The 23036-nt window shown below is 66.8% G+C and carries 20 protein-coding genes; 18 read left to right on the top strand and 2 right to left on the bottom strand.

Translation table 11 applies throughout. The features are described from left to right. Positions 1-5 precede the first annotated feature (5 nt). Positions 6-836 (bottom strand): aldo/keto reductase, encoded by an 831-nt coding sequence (locus AB4Z42_RS06400; protein ID WP_442008300.1) that lies wholly within the window; start codon positions 834-836, stop codon positions 6-8. On the opposite strand from AB4Z42_RS06400, the gene AB4Z42_RS06395 reads away from it, so the two are divergent. The 14 genes from AB4Z42_RS06395 to smc all read left to right on the top strand — a co-directional run bounded on the left by AB4Z42_RS06395 (position 835) and on the right by smc (position 16074). Next, positions 835-1932: an alpha/beta hydrolase gene (locus AB4Z42_RS06395; protein WP_442008299.1), complete on the top strand. Its 1098-nt coding sequence runs from the start codon at positions 835-837 to the stop codon at positions 1930-1932. The two genes, AB4Z42_RS06400 and AB4Z42_RS06395, sit on opposite strands and share 2 nt — an antisense overlap. A gap of 34 nt (positions 1933-1966) precedes the next feature. Then, the gene (locus AB4Z42_RS06390) at positions 1967-2752 is read left to right on the top strand and encodes a DsbA family protein (protein ID WP_442008298.1); all 786 of its coding nucleotides are present in this window, start codon (positions 1967-1969) and stop codon (positions 2750-2752) included. Further along, positions 2749-3381 carry a vitamin K epoxide reductase family protein gene (locus tag AB4Z42_RS06385; protein ID WP_442008297.1) on the top strand — a complete coding sequence of 211 codons (633 nt, stop codon included), beginning with the start codon at positions 2749-2751 and terminating at the stop codon, positions 3379-3381. The genes AB4Z42_RS06390 and AB4Z42_RS06385 overlap by 4 nt, the downstream gene beginning before the upstream one ends. Before the next feature lie 23 nt (positions 3382-3404). Then, complete coding sequence (locus tag AB4Z42_RS06380) at positions 3405-6800, top strand: pyruvate carboxylase (RefSeq protein WP_442008296.1); 3396 nt, start codon at positions 3405-3407, stop codon at positions 6798-6800. After that, positions 6797-7348 carry a 16S rRNA (guanine(966)-N(2))-methyltransferase RsmD gene (gene rsmD, locus AB4Z42_RS06375; RefSeq protein ID WP_442008853.1) on the top strand — a complete coding sequence of 184 codons (552 nt, stop codon included), beginning with the start codon at positions 6797-6799 and terminating at the stop codon, positions 7346-7348. The genes AB4Z42_RS06380 and rsmD overlap by 4 nt, the downstream gene beginning before the upstream one ends. 81 nt (positions 7349-7429) lie before the next feature. Beyond that, the gene (gene coaD, locus AB4Z42_RS06370; protein ID WP_442008295.1) at positions 7430-7915 is read left to right on the top strand and encodes a pantetheine-phosphate adenylyltransferase; all 486 of its coding nucleotides are present in this window, start codon (positions 7430-7432) and stop codon (positions 7913-7915) included. Positions 7916-7999: 84 nt separating this feature from the next. Next, complete coding sequence (locus AB4Z42_RS06365; protein WP_442008294.1) at positions 8000-8566, top strand: hemerythrin domain-containing protein; 567 nt, start codon at positions 8000-8002, stop codon at positions 8564-8566. 198 nt (positions 8567-8764) lie between these two features. Then, complete coding sequence (gene sepIVA / locus AB4Z42_RS06360; protein WP_442008293.1) at positions 8765-9502, top strand: cell division protein SepIVA; 738 nt, start codon at positions 8765-8767, stop codon at positions 9500-9502. 32 nt (positions 9503-9534) lie between these two features. Next, positions 9535-10110, top strand: coding sequence for a YceD family protein (locus tag AB4Z42_RS06355; protein WP_442008292.1), 576 nt, complete (start codon positions 9535-9537; stop codon positions 10108-10110). Further along, the gene (gene rnc, locus AB4Z42_RS06350; RefSeq protein WP_442008291.1) at positions 10103-10807 is read left to right on the top strand and encodes a ribonuclease III; all 705 of its coding nucleotides are present in this window, start codon (positions 10103-10105) and stop codon (positions 10805-10807) included. Before AB4Z42_RS06355 ends, rnc begins: the two co-directional genes overlap by 8 nt. Next, positions 10800-11672 (top strand): DNA-formamidopyrimidine glycosylase, encoded by an 873-nt coding sequence (mutM, locus tag AB4Z42_RS06345; protein WP_442008290.1) that lies wholly within the window; start codon positions 10800-10802, stop codon positions 11670-11672. The genes rnc and mutM overlap by 8 nt, the downstream gene beginning before the upstream one ends. A 103-nt stretch (positions 11673-11775) precedes the next feature. Then, positions 11776-12192, top strand: coding sequence for an OsmC family protein (locus AB4Z42_RS06340; protein WP_442008289.1), 417 nt, complete (start codon positions 11776-11778; stop codon positions 12190-12192). After that, positions 12176-12460: an acylphosphatase gene (locus tag AB4Z42_RS06335; RefSeq protein ID WP_442008288.1), complete on the top strand. Its 285-nt coding sequence runs from the start codon at positions 12176-12178 to the stop codon at positions 12458-12460. Before AB4Z42_RS06340 ends, AB4Z42_RS06335 begins: the two co-directional genes overlap by 17 nt. Before the next feature lie 26 nt (positions 12461-12486). Then, positions 12487-16074 carry a chromosome segregation protein SMC gene (smc, locus tag AB4Z42_RS06330; protein ID WP_442008287.1) on the top strand — a complete coding sequence of 1196 codons (3588 nt, stop codon included), beginning with the start codon at positions 12487-12489 and terminating at the stop codon, positions 16072-16074. Between the two features lie 51 nt (positions 16075-16125). On the opposite strand, the gene fni is transcribed toward smc, so the two are convergent. Then, positions 16126-17127, bottom strand: coding sequence for a type 2 isopentenyl-diphosphate Delta-isomerase (gene fni / locus AB4Z42_RS06325; protein ID WP_442008852.1), 1002 nt, complete (start codon positions 17125-17127; stop codon positions 16126-16128). Positions 17128-17203: 76 nt separating this feature from the next. Here fni and ftsY point away from each other — a divergent pair, with 76 nt between their 5' ends. The 4 genes from ftsY to AB4Z42_RS06305 all read left to right on the top strand — a co-directional run bounded on the left by ftsY (position 17204) and on the right by AB4Z42_RS06305 (position 22976). Beyond that, positions 17204-18517, top strand: a complete 1314-nt coding sequence (gene ftsY, locus AB4Z42_RS06320; RefSeq protein ID WP_442008851.1) for a signal recognition particle-docking protein FtsY — start codon at positions 17204-17206, stop codon at positions 18515-18517. Between the two features lie 174 nt (positions 18518-18691). After that, positions 18692-20074: an ammonium transporter gene (locus AB4Z42_RS06315; RefSeq protein WP_442008286.1), complete on the top strand. Its 1383-nt coding sequence runs from the start codon at positions 18692-18694 to the stop codon at positions 20072-20074. Positions 20075-20080: 6 nt separating this feature from the next. After that, positions 20081-20419 carry a P-II family nitrogen regulator gene (locus AB4Z42_RS06310; RefSeq protein ID WP_006242172.1) on the top strand — a complete coding sequence of 113 codons (339 nt, stop codon included), beginning with the start codon at positions 20081-20083 and terminating at the stop codon, positions 20417-20419. 79 nt (positions 20420-20498) lie between these two features. Beyond that, positions 20499-22976 carry a [protein-PII] uridylyltransferase gene (locus AB4Z42_RS06305; protein WP_442008285.1) on the top strand — a complete coding sequence of 826 codons (2478 nt, stop codon included), beginning with the start codon at positions 20499-20501 and terminating at the stop codon, positions 22974-22976. The last annotated feature ends 60 nt before the right edge of the window (positions 22977-23036 follow it).

Below are 23036 nucleotides of genomic sequence, written 5' to 3'. Positions count from 1 at the left end.
GTCACCTAACCTGTGAAGTCGAAGGTCCGTGGATCGGGACCCAACCGTGTTCCATCGCCCAGCGAGGTGATGGACGCCATGTCCTGCTCGCTCAGTTCAAGATCGAACACGTCGAAGTTACTCACAATTCGCTCGGGGGTCACCGATTTCGGGATGACTATATTGCCGATTTGGATATGCCACCTAATCAGTACCTGCGCCGGCGTTTTTCCATGTCGTTCGGCGACCTCTGTCACCTTCGGGTTGTCCAGGAGGGCACCCTGGCCGAGCGGCGCCCACGCCTCGGTGGCGACTCCCATCTGATGGTGCACCTCGCGCAGCTCCTCCTGCTGTAGCAGCGGATGCAGCTCCACCTGGTTCACGGCGGGCACGATTCCGGTGGCGTCCACCAGGATTCGCAGGTGCTCGGGTTCGAAGTTGCTCACGCCGATGGAGCGCACGCGGCCTTGGTCGCGCAGCTGCGAGAACGCCTTGAAGGTTTCGACGAACGTGTTGCGTGCCGGCATCGGCCAGTGGACCAGGTACAGGTCGACGTAGTCGAGGCCGAGGCGGTCCACGCTGGCGTCGAAGGCCTTGAGCGTGCTGTCGTAGCCCTGATCGGAATTCCACAGCTTCGTCGTGATGAAAACGTCCTCGCGCGGCAGGCCGGATTCGGCGAATGCCTTACCCACACCGCGTTCGTTGCGATAAACCGCAGCGGTGTCGACGTGCCGGTATCCGGCCTCGAAGGCGATAGACACCGCGCGTTCGGTCTCGTCCGGCGGTGTCTGGAAAACACCGAATCCAACCTGCGGTATCGCATTACCGTCATTGAGCGTGAGCGAGGGAGAAGCCATGACTTCGAGTCTGCCAGTTCAGTCGTCCCCGGCGCCGACGGGGCGCAAAGCCCGGTTGGTGAAGATCGGCGCCAAAACCATGCGTGCGCTTCCCCGTATCCCGGACCCAGTCAAACGGCTGCTGGTCGGCGGCCGTTCGGTCGTCATCGACGGCAACACCCTGGACACCACGCTGCAGTTCATGCTCTTCGGCCAGAACGCCTTGGGGCTCGGGAGTCTGATTCTGGACGAGGATGTCCCGACAGCTCGTGCGCTGTTGCGGATGTTGACCGACGGCTTCAAACAGGACATCCCGGTCGCATCGGTGACGAACCTTGTCATCGCCGGCCCGGACGGGCCCATCCCCGCGCGCCATTACCGGCCGATCGACGGCGACGGCGCGCCGCTGCTGGTCTTCTTTCACGGCGGCGCAATGGTGATCGGCGATCTCGAGACGCACGATGACGTGTGCCGACAGATCTGCCGGGAGGGCGGGCTGCATGTCTTGGCGGTCGACTACCGGCTGGCGCCAGAGCACAAGGCGCCGGCAAGTGTCGACGACGCGTTCGCCGCGTTCACGTGGGCACTCGACCATGCTGGGGAGTTGGGGGCCGATTCCGGCCGGGTGGCGGTCGGCGGCGACAGCGCCGGTGGCAACCTCGCCGCGCTGGTCTCGCTACGCGCGCGCGACGAGGGTGTTCGGCTGCCTGCGGTGCAAATGCTGTTCTACCCGGTCACCAACTGGGGCGCCCAGACGCGGTCGCGAACGTTGTTCGGCGACGGGTTCTTTCTCACCGGTGGCGATCTGCAGTTCGGTGTCGAGAAGTACATCGACGGCGGGCTTGTCGACGCCTCCGACCCACGGGTATCGCCACTGCTGGCCGACGACCTGTCCGGGCTGCCGCCTGCGCTGGTGCTGACCGCGGGGTTCGACCCATTGCGCGACGAGGGCAGGCAGTATGCGGACGCATTGCGCGCGGCAGGTGTGGCCGTCGACCACCGGGAGTTCGGCTCGCTGATCCATGGCTTCGTCAACTTCTTCCCGGTCGGGGGTGACAGCGCGACCGCCGCCGCGGAATCGATCTCGGCGCTGCGCGCTCATCTGGCCCGCAGGTGAAAGAGACGGGAGGGGCCGCCGGTACTCTTGTCGCGTGGCTTCGAAACCGAAATACGACCTGAAGGCCTCCGACCGCAGGCGCAACCTGGCGGTCCAGATCGGACTGACGGCGATCGTGGTGATCTTCGCCGTGGTGCTCGTCATGTACATCGTGTTGTCGGCCGACGACAAGCCGACCGCGGGCGAGGCCCAATCGATCAGGGTCACGTCGGCCAGCTTGATCAAGAAGGACGGCACTGACGAGCCAAAGGCCGTGCTCGGGCTGTACGAGGATTTCCTGTGCCCGGCGTGCCGCAACTTCGAGCAGAATTTCGGTCCCACGGTCAACAAGCTGATCGACTCGGGAGCCGTCGCCGCGGACTACTACATGGTCGCGATCCTGGATCGTCAGGGCGACGGGTACTCGTCGCGGGCGTCCAACGCGGCGTACTGCGTCGCGGGAGATTCGATCGAGGCATTCCGCCGGTTCCACGCCGCGCTGTACGCCCAGCAGCCCCAGGAGGGCGTCGGTCCGTTCCCCGACAACGGCCGGCTGGCCGAGGTCGCGCGCCAAGCCGGCGCCGGCGGTCAGGTCCCCGAGTGCATCAACAAGGAGACCAATTCCGACATGGTTTCGGGGCTTGCCGCCGCCACCAACGTGAATTCGACGCCGACGATTCGCATCAACGGCGAGGACTACAGCCCCACCACTCCTGAAGCATTGATCGCCAAGATCGAGGAGATCGTCGGGAACGTGCCCGCCCTCGACTCCGGTGCGCCGCCTCCTGCCGCCGACCCCACCACCCCGGTCGCTCCTCCCGCACCCGCGCCAGCCCCGTGACCGTGGCCGTACCCAGCACCGTCGAGCCGAGCGAATCCGCATCGGCATCGTCGGCGCGTGTTGCGGTCGGTAGAGCCAGCGCGATCTGGGTGCTGATCGCGGGGGTGCTCGGCCTCACCGCCGCGGTGACGCTCACGATCGAGAAGATCGAGATCCTCATCGACCCCGACTATGTGCCGTCCTGCAGCCTGAATCCGGTGCTGTCGTGCGGTTCGGTGATGATCACCCCGCAGGCGTCGGCGTTCGGCTTCCCCAACCCGCTCATCGGCATCGTGGCGTTCACCGTCGTGCTGGTGACCGGGGTGCTCGCGATCACCAAAGTCGAGCTGCCGCGGTGGTATTGGGTGGGGCTGTCGATCGGCGCCCTGCTCGGCACCGTGTTCGTGCACTGGCTGGCGTGGCAGAGCCTGTACAGCATCGGCGCCCTGTGCCCGTACTGCATGGTGGTGTGGGCCGTGACGATCCCGCTGCTCGTCGTCGCAACATCGATCGCGGTCGCTCCCGCGACGTCCAACGGCGTTGTGCGCGCGCTCTATACGTGGCGCTGGTCGCTGGTGGCGTTATGGTTCACCGGTCTGATCTTGCTGATACTGGTGCGCTTCTGGGACTACTGGTCCACGCTCCTCTAGAACACGACGGGGGCTGATAGCGCGTGATATCCAAAGTTCTGGTGGCCAATCGCGGTGAGATCGCGATCCGTGCGTTCCGGGCCGCCTACGAGATGGGCATCACCACCATCGCGGTCTACGCGCACGAGGACCGCAACTCCCAGCACCGGCTGAAGGCCGACGAGTCGTATCAGATCGGGGATACGGGACACCCCGTTCGCGCCTACCTGTCGGTCGACGAGATCATCCGCGTCGCGCAACAAGCGGGCGCCGACGCCGTCTATCCCGGCTACGGATTCCTGTCCGAGAATCCTCAGCTCGCTGCTGCGTGCGCCGATGCCGGCATCACCTTCATCGGCCCGAGCGCCGACATTCTCGAACTGACGGGGAACAAGTCCAGGGCGATCGCGGCGGCACGCGATGCGGGGCTGCCGGTGCTGAACTCCTCGGCGCCGTCGTCGTCGGTCGAGGAGCTGGTGGCGGCCGCCGAGACGATGGAGTTCCCGCTGTTCGTCAAGGCCGTGTCCGGCGGTGGCGGGCGCGGCATGCGGCGCGTGACCGACCCGTCGTCGCTGCCCGAAGCCATCGAAGCGGCGAGCCGCGAGGCCGAGTCGGCGTTCGGCGATTCTTCGGTGTATCTCGAACAGGCGGTGCTGAACCCGCGTCACATCGAGGTGCAGATCCTCGCCGACAAGCACGGTGCCGTGATGCACCTGTTCGAGCGTGACTGCAGCGTGCAGCGGCGCCACCAGAAGGTCATCGAACTCGCCCCTGCGCCGAACCTTCCCGCTGAACTTCGCGACAAGATGTGCGCGGATGCGGTCGCGTTCGCGCGGCAGATCGACTACACCTACGCCGGCACCGTCGAGTTCCTCCTCGACGAGCGCGGGCATTACGTGTTCATCGAGATGAACCCGCGCATCCAGGTCGAGCACACGGTCACCGAGGAGATCACCGACGTCGACCTGGTCGCGAGTCAATTGCGCATCGCGGACGGCGAGACCCTGGAAAGTCTGGGTCTGAGTCAGGACGGGTTGGCGGCGCCGCGGGGTTTTGCCATGCAGTGCCGGATCACCACCGAGGATCCCGCGAACGGGTTCCGCCCTGACACCGGGCGCATCACCAGCTACCGATCGCCGGGCGGTGCTGGCATTCGCCTCGATGGCGCAACACATTTGGGCGCCGAGATCGGGGCACACTTCGACTCCCTTCTGGTCAAGCTGACGTGCCGCGGGCGTGACTACGCGACGGCGGTCGCCCGGTCCCGCCGCGCGCTTGCCGAGTTCCGGGTGCGCGGGGTGTCGACGAACATCCCGTTCCTGTTGGCCGTGGTCAACGATCCGGATTTCCGTGCGGGCCGCGTCACCACGTCGTTCATCGATGACCGCCCGTACCTGTTGACGTCCCACACCCCGGCCGATCGCGGCACCAAGATCCTCAACTACCTGGCCGACGTCACGGTCAACCAGCCGCACGGACCGCGGCCGTCGACGGTCTATCCGCACGACAAGCTGCCCGACGTCGATTTGACGCCGCCTCCGCCGCCGGGATCCAAACAGCGACTGACCGAACTGGGGCCGGAAGGGTTCGCGGCGTGGATGCGCGAATCGAAGGCGGTCGGTGTCACGGATACGACGTTCCGCGATGCGCACCAGTCGCTGTTGGCGACCCGGTTGCGGACCACCGGCCTGCTCATGGTGGCGCCCTACATCGCGCGGATGACCCCTCAACTGTTGTCGGTCGAATGCTGGGGCGGCGCGACATACGATGTGGCGCTTCGGTTCTTGAAGGAGGACCCGTGGGAGCGGCTGGCCGCGCTGCGTGAGGCGATGCCGAACATTTGCCTGCAGATGCTGCTGCGCGGGCGCAACACCGTTGGCTACACGCCCTACCCGGAGACGGTGACCAAGGCCTTCGTCGAGGAGGCGACGGCAACGGGTATCGACATCTACCGCATCTTCGACGCGCTGAACAACGTCGAGTCGATGCGGCCCGCCATCGATGCGGTCCGCGAAACCGGCACGTCGATCGCCGAGGTCGCCATGAGCTACACCGGTGACCTGACCGACCCCGGCGAAAACCTCTACACACTGGACTACTACCTCAAGCTGGCCGACCAGATCGTCAACGCGGGCGCGCACGTCCTGGCGATCAAGGACATGGCCGGGCTGCTGCGACCGCATGCCGCCACAGTCCTGGTCGGCGCATTGCGCGGCCGCTTCGACCTGCCGGTGCACGTGCACACCCACGACACCCCCGGTGGCCAGCTGGCCACCTATCTGGCGGCATGGCAGGCCGGCGCCAACGCCGTCGACGGTGCCTCGGCTCCGCTGGCAGGCACCACGAGCCAGCCCGCGCTGAGCTCGATCGTCGCCGCAGCGGCGCACACCGAGTACGACACCGGGTTGTCGCTGTCGGCGGTGTGCGATCTCGAGCCCTACTGGGAGGCGCTGCGAAAGGTGTACGCGCCGTTCGATGTTGCGGCGTCTGGTCCAACAACCCCGACCGGACGGGTGTATCACCACGAGATCCCGGGCGGCCAGCTGTCGAACCTGCGCCAGCAGGCGATCGCCCTGGGGTTGGGGGACCGGTTCGAGGAGATCGAGACCAACTACGCCGATGCCGACCGGATCCTCGGCCGGCTGGTCAAGGTCACGCCGTCGAGCAAGGTCGTCGGTGACCTTGCGCTTGCCTTGGTGGGTGCGGGTATCACCGCCGACGAATTCGCCTCGGACCCAGCGCGGTTCGACATCCCCGATTCGGTCATCGGATTTCTTCGCGGTGAACTCGGCGACCCGCCGGGCGGCTGGCCGGAACCGTTGCGCACCAAAGCGCTCGACGGGCGGCCACCGGTACGGCCCACCGAAGAGCTGAGCGCCGAGGACGAGAAGTTGCTGGCGCAACCGGGCGTTACGCGGCAAGCCACGTTGAACCGGCTGCTGTTCGGTGGGCCGACAAAGGAATTCGAGGTCCACCGGGATCTGTACGGCGACACCTCCAGCCTGTCGGCCAACCAGTTCTTCTACGGTCTGCGTCACGGCGACGAGCATCGGGTGAGGCTCGAAAAGGGCGTCGAACTGTTGATCGGGCTCGAGGCGATCTCCGATCCCGATGAACGTGGCATGCGCACCGTGATGTGCATCTTCAACGGTCAGCTGCGGCCGGTGGTGGTGCGCGACAACAGCATCGCCAGCGAGGTACCCGCCGCCGAGAAGGCCGACCGGTCCAATCCCGACCACGTCGCCGCGCCCTTCGCCGGCGTCGTGACCGTGGGCGTCTCGGCCGGTGAAAAGGTCGACGCGGGGCAGACCATCGCCACGATCGAGGCGATGAAAATGGAGGCCGCTATCACCGCGCCCAAGGCCGGCGAGGTCAGCCGCGTCGCGGTGTCGCAGACAGCACAGGTCGAGGGTGGCGACCTGCTGGTGGTGGTCAGCTGACCCGCATCGTCGCCGGCGCCCTGGGTGGACGGCGAATCACGGTGCCGCGCACCGGTACCCGCCCCACCACCGATCGGGTCCGCGAATCGCTGTTCAACCTCCTGACCGCACGTATCGACCTCGACGGGCTCTCGGTGCTCGATCTGTACGCCGGCTCGGGAGCATTGGGTCTCGAAGCGCTGTCGCGCGGAGCGGTCTCGGCCGTGTTCGTCGAATCCGACCAGCGTGCCGCCGGCGTCATCGAGAAGAACATCACCGCGCTGGGTGTGACCGGCGCGAAAGTGCGCCGCGGCCCGGTGACGGCGGTGCTAGCGGGCAGCGCGCAATCCGTGGACCTGGTGTTCGCCGACCCGCCCTACGACATGGACGCGGGGGAGGTCGAAGCCGTGCTCGCCGCACTGACGGACGGGGGGTGGACAGCGTCAGGGACCGTCGCCGTCGTCGAACGCCCGACCTCCGGACCGATGCTCGCGTGGCCGAGCCAATGGCAGGTGTGGCCGTCGCGCTCGTATGGCGACACCCGGCTGGAACTGGCCGAACGGGGTTGATCCCCGGGTCGTCCCCTCGCAAGCGGTGGGCCCAGCGCTCCTGCCCGCCGAATGTTAGCCGGCCCTGTAGCGTCGTTCCCCATGAGCGGCGCCGTATGCCCGGGCTCCTTCGACCCGGTAACCCTCGGCCATATCGACATCTTCGAGCGTGCGGCGGCCCAATTCGACGAGGTCGTCGTGGCGGTGCTGGTCAACCCCAACAAAAAGGGGATGTTCGGCCTCGAGGAGCGCATTGCGATGATCGAGGAGTCCACCACGCACCTGCCGAATCTGCGCGCGGAGTCCGGCGAAGGCCTGGTGGTCGACTTCGTCAAGAGTCGCGGACTGACCGCGATCGTCAAGGGCCTGCGCACGGGGACCGACTTCGAATACGAGCTGCAGATGGCGCAGATGAACAAGCACATCGCGGGCGTCGACACTTTCTTCGTTGCCACGAAGCCGACGTATTCGTTCGTGTCGTCCTCGCTGGCGAAGGAGGTCGCGACACTCGGCGGCGACGTTTCCGCTTTGCTGCCCGAGCCCGTCAATGTGCGGTTGCAGGCCAAGCTCAAGGCCGATCAGGGTTAGTCGACCCGCGACTCGGGTATTCAGAGAGTTGGCGCACAGCCCATTGCGCCGACCAAACCCACCGAATAAATCGGAGATATCGCCGTGGTTCAAACTTTCGTTCAGTCGACCGATGACGTCGTCAGATTTCTCAAGGATCAGCACAATTTGATCAAGGACATGTTCGACGAGGTGCTCAGCGCCTCGGAAACGAAGGCCCGCGAAAAGGCGTTCGTCGAACTGCGCCAGCTGCTTGCCGTGCACGAGACGGCCGAGGAGATGGTGGTTCATCCGCGGGTTCGCCACGAGGCGGCCGACGGCGACGAGATCGTCGACGCCCGCCTGGCCGAGGAGCACGAGTCCAAGGAGATGCTGTCGAAGCTCGAAGGGATGGACATCGATTCCCCGAAGTTCATCGAGGAGCTCACGAAGTTCCGCGACGCCGTAATCGACCACGCGGAGCGTGAGGAGAACGACGAGTTCACCAAGCTCGAGCGCAATCTGACGGCAGACGATCGCGGCCGGATGGCCAAGGCGGTGCTGGCTGCAGAGGCCATCGCGCCGACGCGTCCGCATCCCGGTGTCGAGTCCGCCAAGGCTAACTTCATGGTCGGCCCGTTCGCGTCGATGGTCGACCGCGCGCGCGACGCGATCGCCGCAGCGGTGCGTTAAGCGCTTCTTTGCTCACGGCTCGGGGCATGCGGGGATCCGTCGTGTTGACATAATGTGCGCAGATCAATCCAGACTGGCCTGCGGCCTGGGGAAGCGGTGACGCAGCAAGAAGCAGGCGACACACCGTGTCGCTAGCTGAGTCACAGGCGTAACACCAGGCACACTGGTAACTGTCAACTACGCCTGGAGGGTGTTGCCGTGTACCGAGTATTTGAGGCGCTCGATGAGTTGGGCGCGATTGTGGAAGAAGCGCGCGGCGTGCCGATGACGGCAGGTTGCGTGGTGCCGCGCGGCGACGTCCTCGAGTTGATCGACGACATCAAGGACGCCATCCCCGGCGAGCTCGACGACGCCCAGGACGTCCTGGACGCTCGCGACACGTTGTTGCGAGAGGCCAAGGAGCACTCCGGCTCGATGGTGTCGTCGGCAACGGCCGAGGCGGATTCGCTGGTCAACCATGCCCGCGCCGAGGCCGACCGGCTGCTCGCCGACGCGAAGTCGCAGGCTGATCGCATGGTCTCCGAGGCCCGCCAGCACAGCGAACGGATGGTCGGAGAGGCTCGCGACGAGGCCACTCGTCTCGCCGCGACCGCCAAGCGGGAGTACGAGGCGAGCACCGGACGCGCCAAGACCGAGGCCGACCGGCTCATCGAGAACGGCAACCTCGCCTACGAGAAGGCTGTGCAGGAAGGCATCAAGGAGCAGCAGCGCCTGGTCGCACAGACCGAGATCGTCCAGACCGCGACGTCCGAGGCCACCCGCCTGATCGACTCGGCGCACGCCGAAGCGGACCGTCTGCGCGGCGAATGCGACATCTACGTCGACAACAAGCTGGCCGAATTTGAGGACTTCCTCAACGGGACCCTGCGTTCGGTGGGCCGCGGTCGGCATCAGCTGCGGACCGCCGCGGGAACGCACGACTACGCGGCTCGCTAGCCCCTGCGAGGGTCGCCGTAAGATCGACACTTATGGCGACGCATGCGAAGGCGCCCGCGCGGCGCGCATCACGGTCGCCGCTCGTGCTGAATATTTCCAGGCTGGGGCGGCGGCCCGGGTCGATGATGACCGTCACCGAAACCGTCTTCAGCCCGCTCCGTATCGGGCTCGACCTGATCGCGATCGACAAGGGCGCTCCGCTCGAGCTGGATCTGAGGCTCGAGTCGGTCTCCGAAGGCGTGCTCGTCAGCGGGACGGTGTCCGGACCGACCGCGGGTGAGTGCGCGCGCTGTCTGACTCCGATCACCGGACACGTCGAGATCGAGCTCACCGAACTGTTCGCCTACCCCGACAGTGCCACTGACGAGACCACCGAGGCCGACGAGATCGGCCGCGTCGTGGACGACACCGTCGACCTGGAACAGCCGATCATCGACGCCGTCGGACTGGCGTTGCCGTTCGTGCCGTTGTGCGGACCCGACTGTGCCGGACTGTGTCCCGACTGCGGAGTGCCGCTGGCGACGGCCGAGCCGGGACATCAGCACGAGAAGATCGACCCGCGTTGGGCCAAGCTCTCGGGCATGTTCGACGAGGACACGCGTGACTGACCGCGCCCCGCTACTGAAGGCGTTGGGGGTCAACCTGTCCCCGGATCTGCTCACCATCTCGCTCACCCACCGCAGTTATTCCTACGAGAACGGCGGACTGCCCACCAACGAGCGCCTGGAGTTCCTCGGCGACGCCGTACTCGGACTGACCATCACCGAGGAGCTGTACCACCGCCATCCCGATCGCAGCGAAGGCGATCTGGCCAAGTTGCGGGCCAGCATCGTCAACACACACGCGCTGGCCGACGTCGGTCGTGAACTGTCGGACGACGGGCTCGGTGCCTACCTGTTGCTGGGTAAGGGTGAGGAGAACTCGGGCGGCGCGGGCAAGGCGAGCATTTTGGCCGACGGTGTCGAATCTCTGCTTGGCGCAATCTATGTCGAGCATGGGATCACCACTGCGCGGGAGGTGATTCTTCGGCTGTTCGCCTCGCTGTTGGACACCGCCCCGACGCTGGGTGCGGGCCTCGACTGGAAGAGCAGCCTGCAGGAGCTCACCGCATCCCGTGGCATGGGTGCGCCGTCGTATGTGGTGACGTCGACTGGACCCGATCACGACAAGGAGTTCACCGCGACCGTGGTCGTCGCCGACGCGGAGTACGGCAAGGGCGTCGGCCGCACGAAGAAAGAGGCCGAACTCAAGGCCGCCGCAGCGGCATGGAACGCACTCGAATCCGCTTCCGATGTAGATGCCTGAACTTCCTGAAGTCGAGGTCGTTCGTCGGGGGCTGGACGCACATGTCGTAGGCAAGACCATCAGCGCGGTCCGGGTGCATCATCCGCGCGCGGTGCGCCGTCACGAGGCCGGACCCGCCGATCTGACTGCGCGGCTGCTCGATTCGAGGATCGTCGGCACGGGACGGCGCGGGAAGTACCTGTGGCTGACGCTCGATGACGGGTCGGCCCTCGTCGTCCATCTGGGCATGAGCGGGCAGATGCTGCTCGGGCCACTGCCGCGAGAGGATCACCTGCGCATCGCGGCGCTACTCGACGACGGCACCGCGCTGAGCTTCGTCGACCAGCGCACGTTCGGCGGGTGGATGCTCGCGGAGGTCGTCACCGTCGACGGAACCGACGTCCCGTTCCCCGTCGCGCATCTCGCCCGTGATCCGCTGGATCCGCACTTCAATCGCGATGGTGTCATTGCGGTGTTGCGGCGCAAGCATTCCGAGATCAAGAGGCAGCTGCTCGATCAGACGGTGGTGTCGGGCATCGGCAACATCTACGCCGACGAGGCGCTGTGGCGCGCCAAGGTGAACGGCACACGGCTGGCGTCGTCGCTGACCCGAACGCAGCTCGGCACGGTGCTCGATGCCGCCGCCGAGGTGATGACCGAGGCGCTCGGCCAGGGCGGAACGTCGTTCGACTCGCTGTACGTGAACGTCAACGGCGAATCCGGCTATTTCGAAAGGTCGTTGGACGCCTACGGGCGTGAGGGTGAGCCGTGCCGGCGGTGCGGCGCGGTGATGCGGCGGGAGAAGTTCATGAACCGCTCGTCGTTCTACTGCCCACGGTGCCAACCAAAACCGCGCCAGCCCCGCCCGCACGTCCGCCGGGACTGACCACCCCGAAATCCGAGTTCTGGAGGCGTTTACTCGCACTTCTCCTACAAAAGTCCGATTTCGGCGTGGGAATGGCGATTGGACGCACGTTGTACAAATAGGCATGACCGAACTGTGGGTTGAGCGCACGGGCGCGCGCCGCTACACCGGGCGCAGCACGCGCGGCGCCGAGGTGCTCGTAGGCAACGAAGACGTCGACGGCGTCTTCACACCCGGCGAGCTGATGAAGATCGCATTGGCAGCCTGCAGCGGGATGGCCAGCGATGCGCCATTGCAGCGTCGTTTCGGCGAGGACTACGCGGCGACCATCAGGGTGTCCGGCGCCCCCGATCGTGAGCAGGAGCGTTATCCACTGCTCGAGGAGCGCATGGAACTCGACCTGTCCGCCCTGTCTGACGACGAAAGGGCGCGGGTACTCACGGTCGTCGAGCGGGCCATCGATCAGGTCTGCACCGTGGGCCGCACGCTGAAGTCCGGTGCCAAAGTGACGTTTGAGGTCAATGATGCAGGAGTTAGCTGAGGTACGACTCACCGCGTGGGTGCACGGCCACGTCCAGGGGGTGGGCTTCCGGTGGTGGACCCGGTCGCGCGCTTTGGAACTCGGGCTGACCGGATTCGCGTCGAACAGGCCCGATGGGCGTGTCCAGGTGGTCGCACAGGGTCCGCGGCCGGCCTGCGAAAAGCTGCTTGACCTGCTGCAAGGTGGCGGGACTCCTGGTCATGTCGACAAAGTCATCGCCGATTGGTCAGAAGTCCGCGAAACGCTATCGGGGTTCACCGAGCGTTAGCCTGCGCGACGGTAGTGTGGCACGTCGTGCACCTCAAGAGTCTGACCCTGAAGGGCTTCAAGTCGTTTGCTTCGTCGACGACTCTGCGCTTCGAGCCAGGCATCACCTGTGTGGTCGGCCCCAACGGGTCCGGCAAGTCGAACGTGGTGGACGCGCTCACCTGGGTGATGGGGGAACAGGGCGCTAAGACTCTGCGCGGCGGCAAGATGGAGGACGTCATCTTCGCCGGCACGTCCTCGCGCCCGCCGCTGGGCCGCGCCGAGGTCACAGTCACCATCGACAACTCCGACAACTCGCTGCCGATCGAATACTCCGAGGTGTCGATCACCAGGCGAATGTTCCGCGACGGCGGCAGCGAATACGAGATCAACGGCGCCAGTTGCCGTTTGATGGATGTGCAGGAGCTGCTGTCGGACTCCGGCATCGGCCGCGAGATGCACGTGATCGTCGGCCAGGGCAAGCTCTCCGAGATCCTCGAATCCCGGCCCGAGGACCGGCGCGCGTTCATCGAGGAGGCCGCGGGCGTCCTCAAGCACCGCAAGCGCAAGGAAAAGGCGGTCCGCAAGCTCGACTCGATGTCGGCCAACCTGGCCAGGCTGACCGACCTGACGACAGAGTTGCGCCGTCAGCTCAAACCGCTCGGCAGGCAGGCCGAGATGGCCCGCCGCGCCCAGACCATCCAGGCAGACCTGCGCGACTCCCGGCTGCGGTTGGCGGCCGACGACCTGGTCAACCGGACCGCCGAGTTCGAGAACACCAACCACACCGAGACGACGTTGCGTCGTGAACACGACGATCTGGCGACCCGGCTGGACACCCGAACCGTCGAATTGAACACCCACGAGGCCGCGGTCGGCAGTCTCAGCGAGCGCGCGGAAGCCGCCCAGCAGACCTGGTTTTCGTTGTCCGCGCTGGCCGAGCGGGTCAGCGCCACCGTACGTATCGCCAGTGAGCGCGCCCAGCACCTGGACACCGAGCCGGTTTCCTCCAGCGGCCCCGATCCCGAGGCGCTGGAAGCCAAGGCGGAGGAGGTCGCGAACCAGGAGCGACAACTGCTCGAGGCGCTGAACGAATCGCGAACACGCCTCGAGGCCGCCCGCGCCGAACTGAGCGAGCGGGAAAGCGTCGCCGCCGAAGCCGAGCGCGCCCACATGGCCGCCGCGCGCGCCGAGGCCGATCGCCGTGAAGGTCTGGCCCGGCTGGCCGGCCAGGTCGACACGATGCGCACCCGCGTCGAGTCCGTCGACGAGACCGTGGCGCGGCTGACCGGTGGCATCGAAGACGCCGCGGCGAAAGCCCAGCAGACACAGGCCGAGTTCGAAACCGTGCAGAGCCGAGTGGGTGAACTCGACGCCGGTGAGCTGGGTCTCGACGAGCACCACGACCGAACGGTGACTGCGCTGCGACTCGCCGACGAGCGCGTCGCCGAACTGCAGGCCGCCGAGCGTGGCGCCGAGCGTCAGGTTGCCTCGTTGCGTGCCCGGATCGAGGCGCTGTCCGTCGGTCTGGATCGCAAGGACGGCGCGGCGTGGCTGCAGAAAAATCATGGTGGCTCAGGACTTTTCGGGTCGATCGCCAATCTGGTCAAGGTGCGCCCCGGCTACGAGGTGGCGATCGCCGCCGTGTTGGGTGCGGCCGCTGACGCCGTCGCCGCCGAGAACTCGGGGGCCGCGCGTTCGGCCGTCGCCGCGCTGAAGCAGTCCGACGGCGGGCGGGCCGCCATCGTGCTGGGCGACTGGCCTGTGCACTCCGCGCCTAGCGACGGCCCTGCGCCCGATGGTGCGCTGTGGGCGCTGGATCTGGTCGAGGCGCCCCAACGGCTGCAGGGCGCGATCACCGCCATGTTGTCCGGGGTCGCGGTGGTCCGTGACCTGTCCGCGGCGCTGGACGTGGTCGCGGGGCGTCCGCAACTGAAAGCCGTCACCGCCGATGGTGACCTGGTCGGCGCGGGCTGGGTCAGCGGCGGATCCGACCGCAAGCCCAGCACGTTGGAGATCGCCTCGGAGGTCGAGAAGGCCAGGGGCGAGCTGGTGGCGGCCGAGAAGCAGGTCGGCGAACTGTCGGCCGCTCTGGCCGGTGCGCTGGCAGAGCAGTCCACCCGCCAGGACGCCGCCGAACAGGCGCTCGCCGCGCTCAACGAGTCCGATGCGGCGATCTCGGCGGTGTACGAACAGCTCGGCCGGCTCGGCCAGGACGCCCGCGCCACAGACGACGAATGGCAGCGGCTGATCCAGCAGCGCAACGAGCTCGAGACGGGCCGCAATCGGACCGTGCAGGAGCTCGCCGAACTCGAGCAGCGGCTGTACAACGCCCAGCAGGAGCCGACGTTCGAATCCGAACCCAACACCCGGCAGGAGTCGACGGCGGCGGCCGAGGCGGCACGCGCGGCCGAGGTCGAGGCCCGGCTGGCGGTGCGCACCGCCGAAGAGCGTGCGAACGCCGTTCGTGGCCAGGCGGATTCGTTGCGCAGGGCCGCTGCCGCCGAGCGCGACGCCCGGCTGCGTGCTCAGCGCGCGCGCGAAGCGCGGGTGCATGCCGCAGCGGTCGCGGCGGCCGTGGCCGAGTCCGGCCGTCTCGTCGCTCAGCGGCTCAGCGCCGCGGTGTCGGTCGCGTCGCGGGCACGTGACGACGTCGCCGCGGAGCGTCAGCACCGGGCGGGTGCGTTGGCGAAGGCGCGTGAAGAGGTCAATGAGCTGGGCGCCAAGATCGCCTCGCTGACCGACGCGCTGCACCGCGACGAGATCGCGAAAGCACAAGCGGCCCTTCGTATCGAACAGCTCGAGGAGCACATCCTCGAGAGCTTCGGGATGGCTGCCGCCGACCTCGTCGCCGAGTACGGCCCCGACGTTCCGTTGCCCCCGTCGGAGCTGGAGATGGCCGAATACGAGCAGGCGCATGAACGCGGTGAACAGGTGACGGCTCCCGCGCCCATGCCGTTCGACCGGCCCACCCAGGAGCGTCGCGCCAAGAAGGCCGAACGTGAACTCAATGAGCTGGGCCGCGTGAACCCGCTGGCGCTCGAGGAGTTCGCCGCCCTGGAGGAGCGCTACAACTTCCTGTCCACACAACTGGAGGATGTGAAGGCGGCCCGCAAGGATCTGCTCGACGTCATCGACGATGTGGACGCGCGCATTCTTCAGGTGTTCGCCGAGGCGTACGCGGACGTGGAACGTGAGTTCCAAGAAGTGTTTTCGACGTTGTTCCCCGGCGGCGAAGGCCGGCTGCTGCTGACCAATCCCGACGATATGCTCACGACGGGCATCGAGGTCGAGGCCCGTCCGCCGGGCAAGAAGATCAAGCGCCTTTCGTTGTTGTCCGGTGGCGAGAAGTCGCTGACCGCCGTCGCGATGCTGGTGGCCATCTTCCGTGCACGGCCGTCGCCGTTCTACGTCATGGACGAGGTGGAGGCCGCACTCGACGATGTGAACCTGCGCCGGCTGCTCGGGCTGTTCGAACAGCTGCGCAGCCAGTCGCAGTTGCTCATCATCACGCACCAGAAGCCGACGATGGAGATTGCCGACGCGCTGTACGGCGTGACGATGCGCGATGACGGCATCACCGCGGTGATCAGTCAGCGCATGCGCGGCCAGGAACTGGTCGGCGCCGCCAACTGACTGCGATTTCGGCGTGCTCAGTACCGCTCAGCGAGACTCAGCACGCCGAAATCACACGGGGGTGACGCCGCTCTCGCGCAGTTCGGCGAGATTGGCCGCTCCGCTGCCGTGCAGACAGATCAGCAGTTCGTCGATGAAGCGCTGCAGCCAATCCGCCACGGCGGCAGGCGATTCGATCGCCGGTGCCAGAAGTGGCCGAGCCACCGACACTACGTCAGCACCCAAGGCGAGCGCCTTGGCCGCGTCCATCCCGGTGCGGATGCCGCCGGACGCCACGACAGGAACGCCGGGTAGCGCCCGCCGGACCTCCAGAAGAGCCTGAGCGGTCGGAATGCCCCACTCGGCCAGCGCCTGATACCGGATCTCGCCGTACCGCACGAACTGCTCGACGCGCGCCCATGATGTGCCGCCGGCGCCCGCGACGTCGACGGCCGCGATCGGGCAGTCGGTGAGTTCGGCGGCCGCCGCGGCGCCGATACCGTGCCCGACCTCCTTGAGCATCACCGGATAGCCGATGGCTCCCACGATGTCGCGCAGGCGCGCGATCGAACCCGAGAAGTCCGTATCACCCTTGTGCTGCATGGCTTCCTGCAGCGGATTGGTATGCACCGCAAGGGCGTTGGCGTCGACCTGATCCAACACATCGACGAGCGCGGGCAATGTCTCCGCCGTCAGTTGAGCGAGTCCGATGTTCCCGATCAGCAGCACGTCCGGCGCTATGTCGCGGATACGAAACGACTCGGCGGCCGAAGTGTTGTCGAGCATGATGCGCTGCGAGCCGAGCATCATGCCGATGCCGAGTTGCTGGGCCGCGCCGGCCAGATGGCGATTGATGGTGCCGGACAACTCCGCCCCACCGGTCATCGCGCCGATGAGCACCGGAGCGCGCAGGCGGGCGCCGAGGAAATCGGTCGCCAGCTCGATGGAGCCGAGGTCGGTCTGCGTGAGCGCGTTGTACGGCAGCCGGTAGCGCTCCAACCCGGTGGTCACCGTCTGGTAGTCGACCGCCTCGCTCAGGCACACGTCGATGTGTCGTCGTTTGCGGGTTTCCATAAGGCCGCCGGAGCTCCCGGGCGCAGAAGTCACCGGCTACCGCTCCTGACACAATGACGTGGTGACAGGCTCCGAAATAGGTTTGTGGATCGCGGTCGCGGTCATCGCTGTTCTGGTCGTGGCCGCGGTCGTCGTGGGCTTGGTGCGGTATCGGCGCCGGCGGATCAGCTTGTCGTCTGCGGACACCGCCACTCCTGTCGATCGCTCCGGCGGCTATACCGCCTCGTCAAACATCACGTTCTCGCAGTCAGCGCCTACTGCCGAGCCGGTCGAACGGATCGATACCGGCGGACTGCCCGCCGTCGGCGATGATGCCACCATCCCGCGTGACTCACCGAAGCGGGCCATTGCGGACGTACAGCTGCCCGAGCCGTCGGTCATCGAAGAACCGCAGGCGCCTGTCGAGCCCGCGGCCCCGCCGGCGCCTGCCGAGCCCGTGGCCCCTTCGGCACCCGCGATCGACGAGATCGCCCCGGCCGACGGGCGGCTGGAGCGGCTGCGGGGGCGGCTCGCAAAGTCGCAGAACACGCTGGGCCGCAGCATGCTGGGCCTGCTCGGCGGCGGTGACCTCGACGAAGACTCCTGGCAGGACGTCGAGGACACGCTTCTGATCGCCGACCTGGGCCCGGTGGCGACCGAATCGATCGTCACGGCCCTGCGGTCGCGGATGGCGAGCAGTCGCGTGCGCACCGAGGCCGACGCGCGTGAGGTGCTGCGTGAGGTCCTCATCGAGGAGCTACGGCCGGAGCTGGACCGCTCCATCAAGGCGCTCCCGCACGACGACAAGCCGTCTGTGCTGCTTGTCGTCGGAGTGAACGGCACCGGCAAGACCACCACCGTCGGCAAGCTGGCGCGGGTGCTGGTGGCCGACGGCCGTCGCGTCGTGCTCGGTGCGGCCGACACCTTCCGCGCCGCCGCCGCCGACCAACTGCAGAGTTGGGCATCCCGCGTCGGGGCCCAGGTCGTGCGGGGCCCCGAGGGCGCCGACCCGGCGTCGGTGGCGTTCGACGCCGTGGACGCCGGTGTCGAAGCCGGTGCCGACGTCGTCGTCATCGACACCGCAGGGCGACTTCACACCAAGACCGGGCTGATGGACGAGCTGGGCAAGGTCAAACGGGTCGTGAGCCGCCGCGCCGAGGTCGACGAGGTGCTTCTGGTACTCGACGCCACGATCGGCCAGAACGGACTGCCGCAGGCCCGTGTATTTGCCGAAGTCGTCGACATCACGGGTGTGGTGCTGACCAAACTCGACGGCACCGCCAAGGGCGGAATCGTGTTCCGCGTGCAGCAGGAATTGGGTGTGCCAGTCAAGCTCGTGGGGCTCGGTGAGGGCGCCGACGACCTTGCTCCATTTGAGCCCGCGGCGTTCGTCGACGCACTGCTCGGTTAACGAACATCACGCCAAAATGCGTGATGTAACACCGACGAAACCTCGACTGCCCATCCGTTCACACGAGCGAAACACCGTGGCGTCCTAGACGAAACAACCACTCAGCATTGTCTTGGACCAGGTCAATGGTCGTAAAGCGTTGCGGCCGTGGCATGTCGAAGGAGGAAACTGCGAGTGGATGGATTCCCGACCCTCGGTATACCGGACACCGGTGATACCGCGTGGATGCTGGCAAGCTCAGCGCTTGTCTTGTTGATGACGCCTGGCCTCGCCTTCTTCTACGGCGGCATGGTGCGGGCCAAGGGCGTGCTCAACATGATCATGATGAGCTTCTCCGCCATGGGTGTGGTCACCGTGCTGTGGGTGCTCTACGGCTACTCGATGGCCTTCGGCAACGACGTGTCCAACCTGTTCGGCGACCCGACGCAGTTCTTCGGGCTGAAGGGCCTCATCGGCGGTAACGCCGCTGCCGAGGTCATCGCGGATCCCGCAGCCGGGGTCGAGGCCGCAGAAGTGGTCAACATCCCGCTGGTGTTCACGATGCCGGCCACCGTGTTCGTTGCGTTCCAGTTGATGTTCGCGATCATCACCGTCGCGCTGATCTCGGGTGCGGTCGCCGACCGCATCAAGTTCGGCGGATGGCTGCTGTTCTCGGGCCTGTGGGTCACGGTCGTGTACTTCCCTGTCGCGCACTGGGTGTTCTCGTTCGACGGTGGCACCGCGGAGACCGGCGGCTGGATCGCCAACAAGCTGGCGGCAATCGACTTCGCGGGCGGCACGGCGGTCCACATCAACGCGGGTACCGCGGCGCTGGTCCTCGTGCTGATCCTCGGTAAGCGCAGGGGGTGGCCGAATACTCCGATGCGGCCGCACAACCTGCCGTTCGTCATGCTCGGCGCGGGTCTGCTGTGGTTCGGCTGGTACGGCTTCAACGCCGGCTCGGCGGGTGCGTCGGGCGGGCTTGCCGGTTCGACCTTCGTCACCACCACGGTCGCGACAGCGGCAGCGATGCTGGCTTGGTTGCTCACTGAACGTATTCGCGACGGCAAGGCGACATCGCTGGGTGCCGCGTCGGGTGTGGTGGCGGGCCTCGTTGCCATCACACCGTCGTGCTCCGCCGTCAATGTCGTCGGTGCGCTGGCGATCGGTGTGATTGCGGGTTCGGTGTGTGCCCTGGCTGTCGGCCTGAAATACAAACTCGGCTATGACGACTCGCTCGACGTGGTCGGTGTGCACCTCGTCGGTGGCATCATCGGCACGCTGCTCATCGGCCTCGTCGCGGCACCCGAGGCGGGTGCAGGCGTGGCCGGGCTGTTCTATGGCGGCGGATTCGACCAACTATGGCGGCAGGCCGTCGGCGCTGGGGCGGTTCTGCTTTACAGTGCGGTCGGGACCGCTATCTTGGCGTTTATCGTGAAATTCACGGTGGGCCTGCGACTCGGCGACGAAGAGGAGGCTGCTGGCGCTGATGAAAGCGAACATGCGGAAAGCGGTTATGACTTCGCGACGGTGGGAGCAGGCACGCCACTCGGTCGTCACCCCGGCGTGGAGGGATAAGGGAATATGAAGCTGATTACTGCGATCATCAAGCCGTTCACGCTCGAAGACGTCAAGACCGGACTCGAGCAGACGGGGATTCTCGGAATGACCGTCAGCGAGGTTCAGGGCTACGGCCGCCAGAAGGGGCACACCGAGGTCTATCGCGGCGCTGAGTACTCCGTCGATTTCGTTCCGAAGGTTCGAGTCGAGGTCGTGGTCGATGATTCCGCCGTGGACAAGGTGGTGGACGTGATCGTCCAGGCCGCACGCACCGGAAAGATCGGCGACGGCAAGGTCTGGGTCAGCCCCGTGGACACCGTTGTGCGGGTTCGCACTGGCGAGCGCGGGACCGACGCCCTTTGAGTATCACGGAGAAGTAAGAGGTCGTCTCCCGGCCGTTGCACGGTGAGCGTTTACAGCCAAGGCCGGGGGAGGACACGAAATGACAGAGCAGAGACCAGATTCCGCCGCCGGGCCGCCTCGATGGGTGGCTCCGGCGGCGGACTCGTCACGACCCGCGACCGACCTTGCCGCTGCCGCTGAACAACTGCTGACCAACGATGCACGGCAACTGGATTCGGCTGCGCTGCGGATCGCGCTGCTCGATCTGCACGAATTCTGGCTCACCACAAAGGCCGCCGAGATCGGTATCACCCCGACGAGCGGCTTCGCCATCGTCGCGACCGGAGGGCTTGGCCGCGGCGAACTGGTGCCGTACTCCGATCTGGACTTGACGCTGCTGCACGACAACATGCCTGATGATGTCGTCGGCCAGGTCGCCGAGTTGCTGTGGTATCCGTTGTGGGACGCCAACATTCGCATCGACCACAGTGTGCGCACGGTGCCCGAGGCGCTGGCCGTCGCAGGCGACGACATCTCCGCGGGACTGGCCATGCTCGAAGCACGGCACATCGCGGGCGATTCGGACCTGTCGACTCTCCTGATCGGGGGAGCCCGGCGGCAGTGGCGTACCGGAATTGCTTCGCGTTTCGAGGAACTGGTCGAGCACACCCGGGCGCGGTGGCAGCGCAGTGGCGAGATCGCCCACCGCGCCGAGCCCGACCTCAAATGCGGACGCGGCGGTCTGCGCGACGTTCAACTCCTCAACGCACTGGCGATCGCCCAGCTCGCCGACGTCTATCCCAGCAGATCCCTTGCGTCGCCGACCGAGACTCTCGGTGAGGCGCACATGACACTGCTGAACGTGCGTACCGAGTTGCACCGGGTCGCCGGCCGTGGCCGAGAGCTGGTGCTGGCTCAGCACGCCGACGAAATCGGCGCGGCGCTGCAGATCGGGGACCGGTTCGATCTGGCCCGCATGCTTTCCGACGCTGCGCGCACCATCAGCTTCTACGTCGAGGCCGGGATCCGGACCGCGGCCAACGCACTGCCGAGGCGGGGCCTCGCGGCGTTCCGTCGGCCGGCGCGCCGTCCTCTCGACGAGGGCGTGATCGAATTCGCCGGTGAAGTGATCCTCGCCCGCGATGCCCGACCGGAGCGTGACCCCGGCCTGATCCTGCGGGTGGCGGCCGCCTCGGCCAACACCGGGCTGCCGATGGCGGCGTCGACGCTGGCCCGGCTCTCCGAGAGCGCGCCGGAGCTGCGCACCCCGTGGCCCCGCCAAGCGCTCAAAGACCTCCTGGTCATGCTGGCCGCCGGGCCGACGGCCGTGGCCACCATCGAGGCGCTGGACCGAACCGGTCTGTGGGGCCGGCTCTTCCCGGAGTGGGGCGCGGTTCGCGACCTTCCGCCGCGCGACGTCGTGCACATCTGGACGGTCGACCGCCACCTCGTCGAAACCGTCTCGCGGGCAAGCGCATTCACCACCAGGGTGTCGCGACCAGACTTGTTGGTCCTCGGCGCGCTGTGCCATGACATCGGCAAGGGCCGCGGGGGTGACCACAGTGTCATCGGCGCCGACCTGGCGGTCCAGATCGGCACCCGACTGGGCCTGTGGCCGTCGGATGTCGAGATCCTGTCGAAGGTGGTGCGCCACCATCTGCTGCTGCCGCACACGGCCACGCGGCGAGATCTGCAGGACCCCAACACCATCGCTGCGGTGGTGGACGCGCTCGACGGCGACCTCGTCGTGCTCGAGCTGCTTCACGTGCTCGCCGAAGCGGACTCGCTGGCCACCGGCCCGGGGGTGTGGGGTGACTGGAAGGCCTCCCTCATCGGCGATCTCGTGCGCCGCTGCCGGCTCGTGATGTCCGGCGAACCACTGCCGCAGCCCGATCCCATTGACCCGCGGTATCTTTCGCTGGCAGCCGATGTCGGCGTGCATGTCGAGCTCACGCCGGCCGACAGTCCGCACATCTACAACGTCACGATGATCGCACCGGATCGCCGGGGCCTGCTGTCCAAAGCGGCGGGTGTGCTGGCACTGAACTCGCTGCGGGTGCACTCCGCGTCGGTCAACGGACACGCGGGCTCGGCGATCAACACGTTCGTCGTATCACCGCACTTCGGTACGCCACCGGCGGCCGAGCTGCTGCGGCAGCAGTGGATCCTTGCTCTCGAGGGCGAGCTCGACGCACTCGCGTCGCTGGACAAGCGGGATCGCGACGCTGCCCAGTACGGAACGACACGAGCGGGGGAAGTGCCCGATGCGGTCCCGATCAACCATGTGATCGCCCCGCCGCGCATTCTGTGGTCCGAGGGCGCGTCTCCGGGGGAGCTGGTGGTGCAGATCCGCAGCACCGACCGCACCGGTCTGCTGGCGCGGCTGACGGCGGTGTTCGAACGCGACGGCGTCGATATTGCGTGGGCGAAGGTCACCACGCTGGGCTCGTCGGTGGTCGACCTGTTCGGAATCGTGGTGCCCGATGACGTCGTCGCGGTGCGCGACGACCTCGAACGCGACCTGTTCGCCATCCTGCCTGCGCCTGCGCCTGCGAAGCCGGTTTCAGAGGCCAGTTAGGGTCCGGCGGGTTGGGTCCACGGCCACAGGCCAGGGGAGAGCGCTGGGGGCACCGCCCGC

Source organism: Mycobacterium sp. 2YAF39 (assembly GCF_052114565.1).
Classification (GTDB): Bacteria; Actinomycetota; Actinomycetes; order Mycobacteriales; family Mycobacteriaceae; genus Mycobacterium.
Note: the sequence above shows the minus strand (reverse complement) of the source record. Positions and strands in the feature narration are given on the sequence as shown.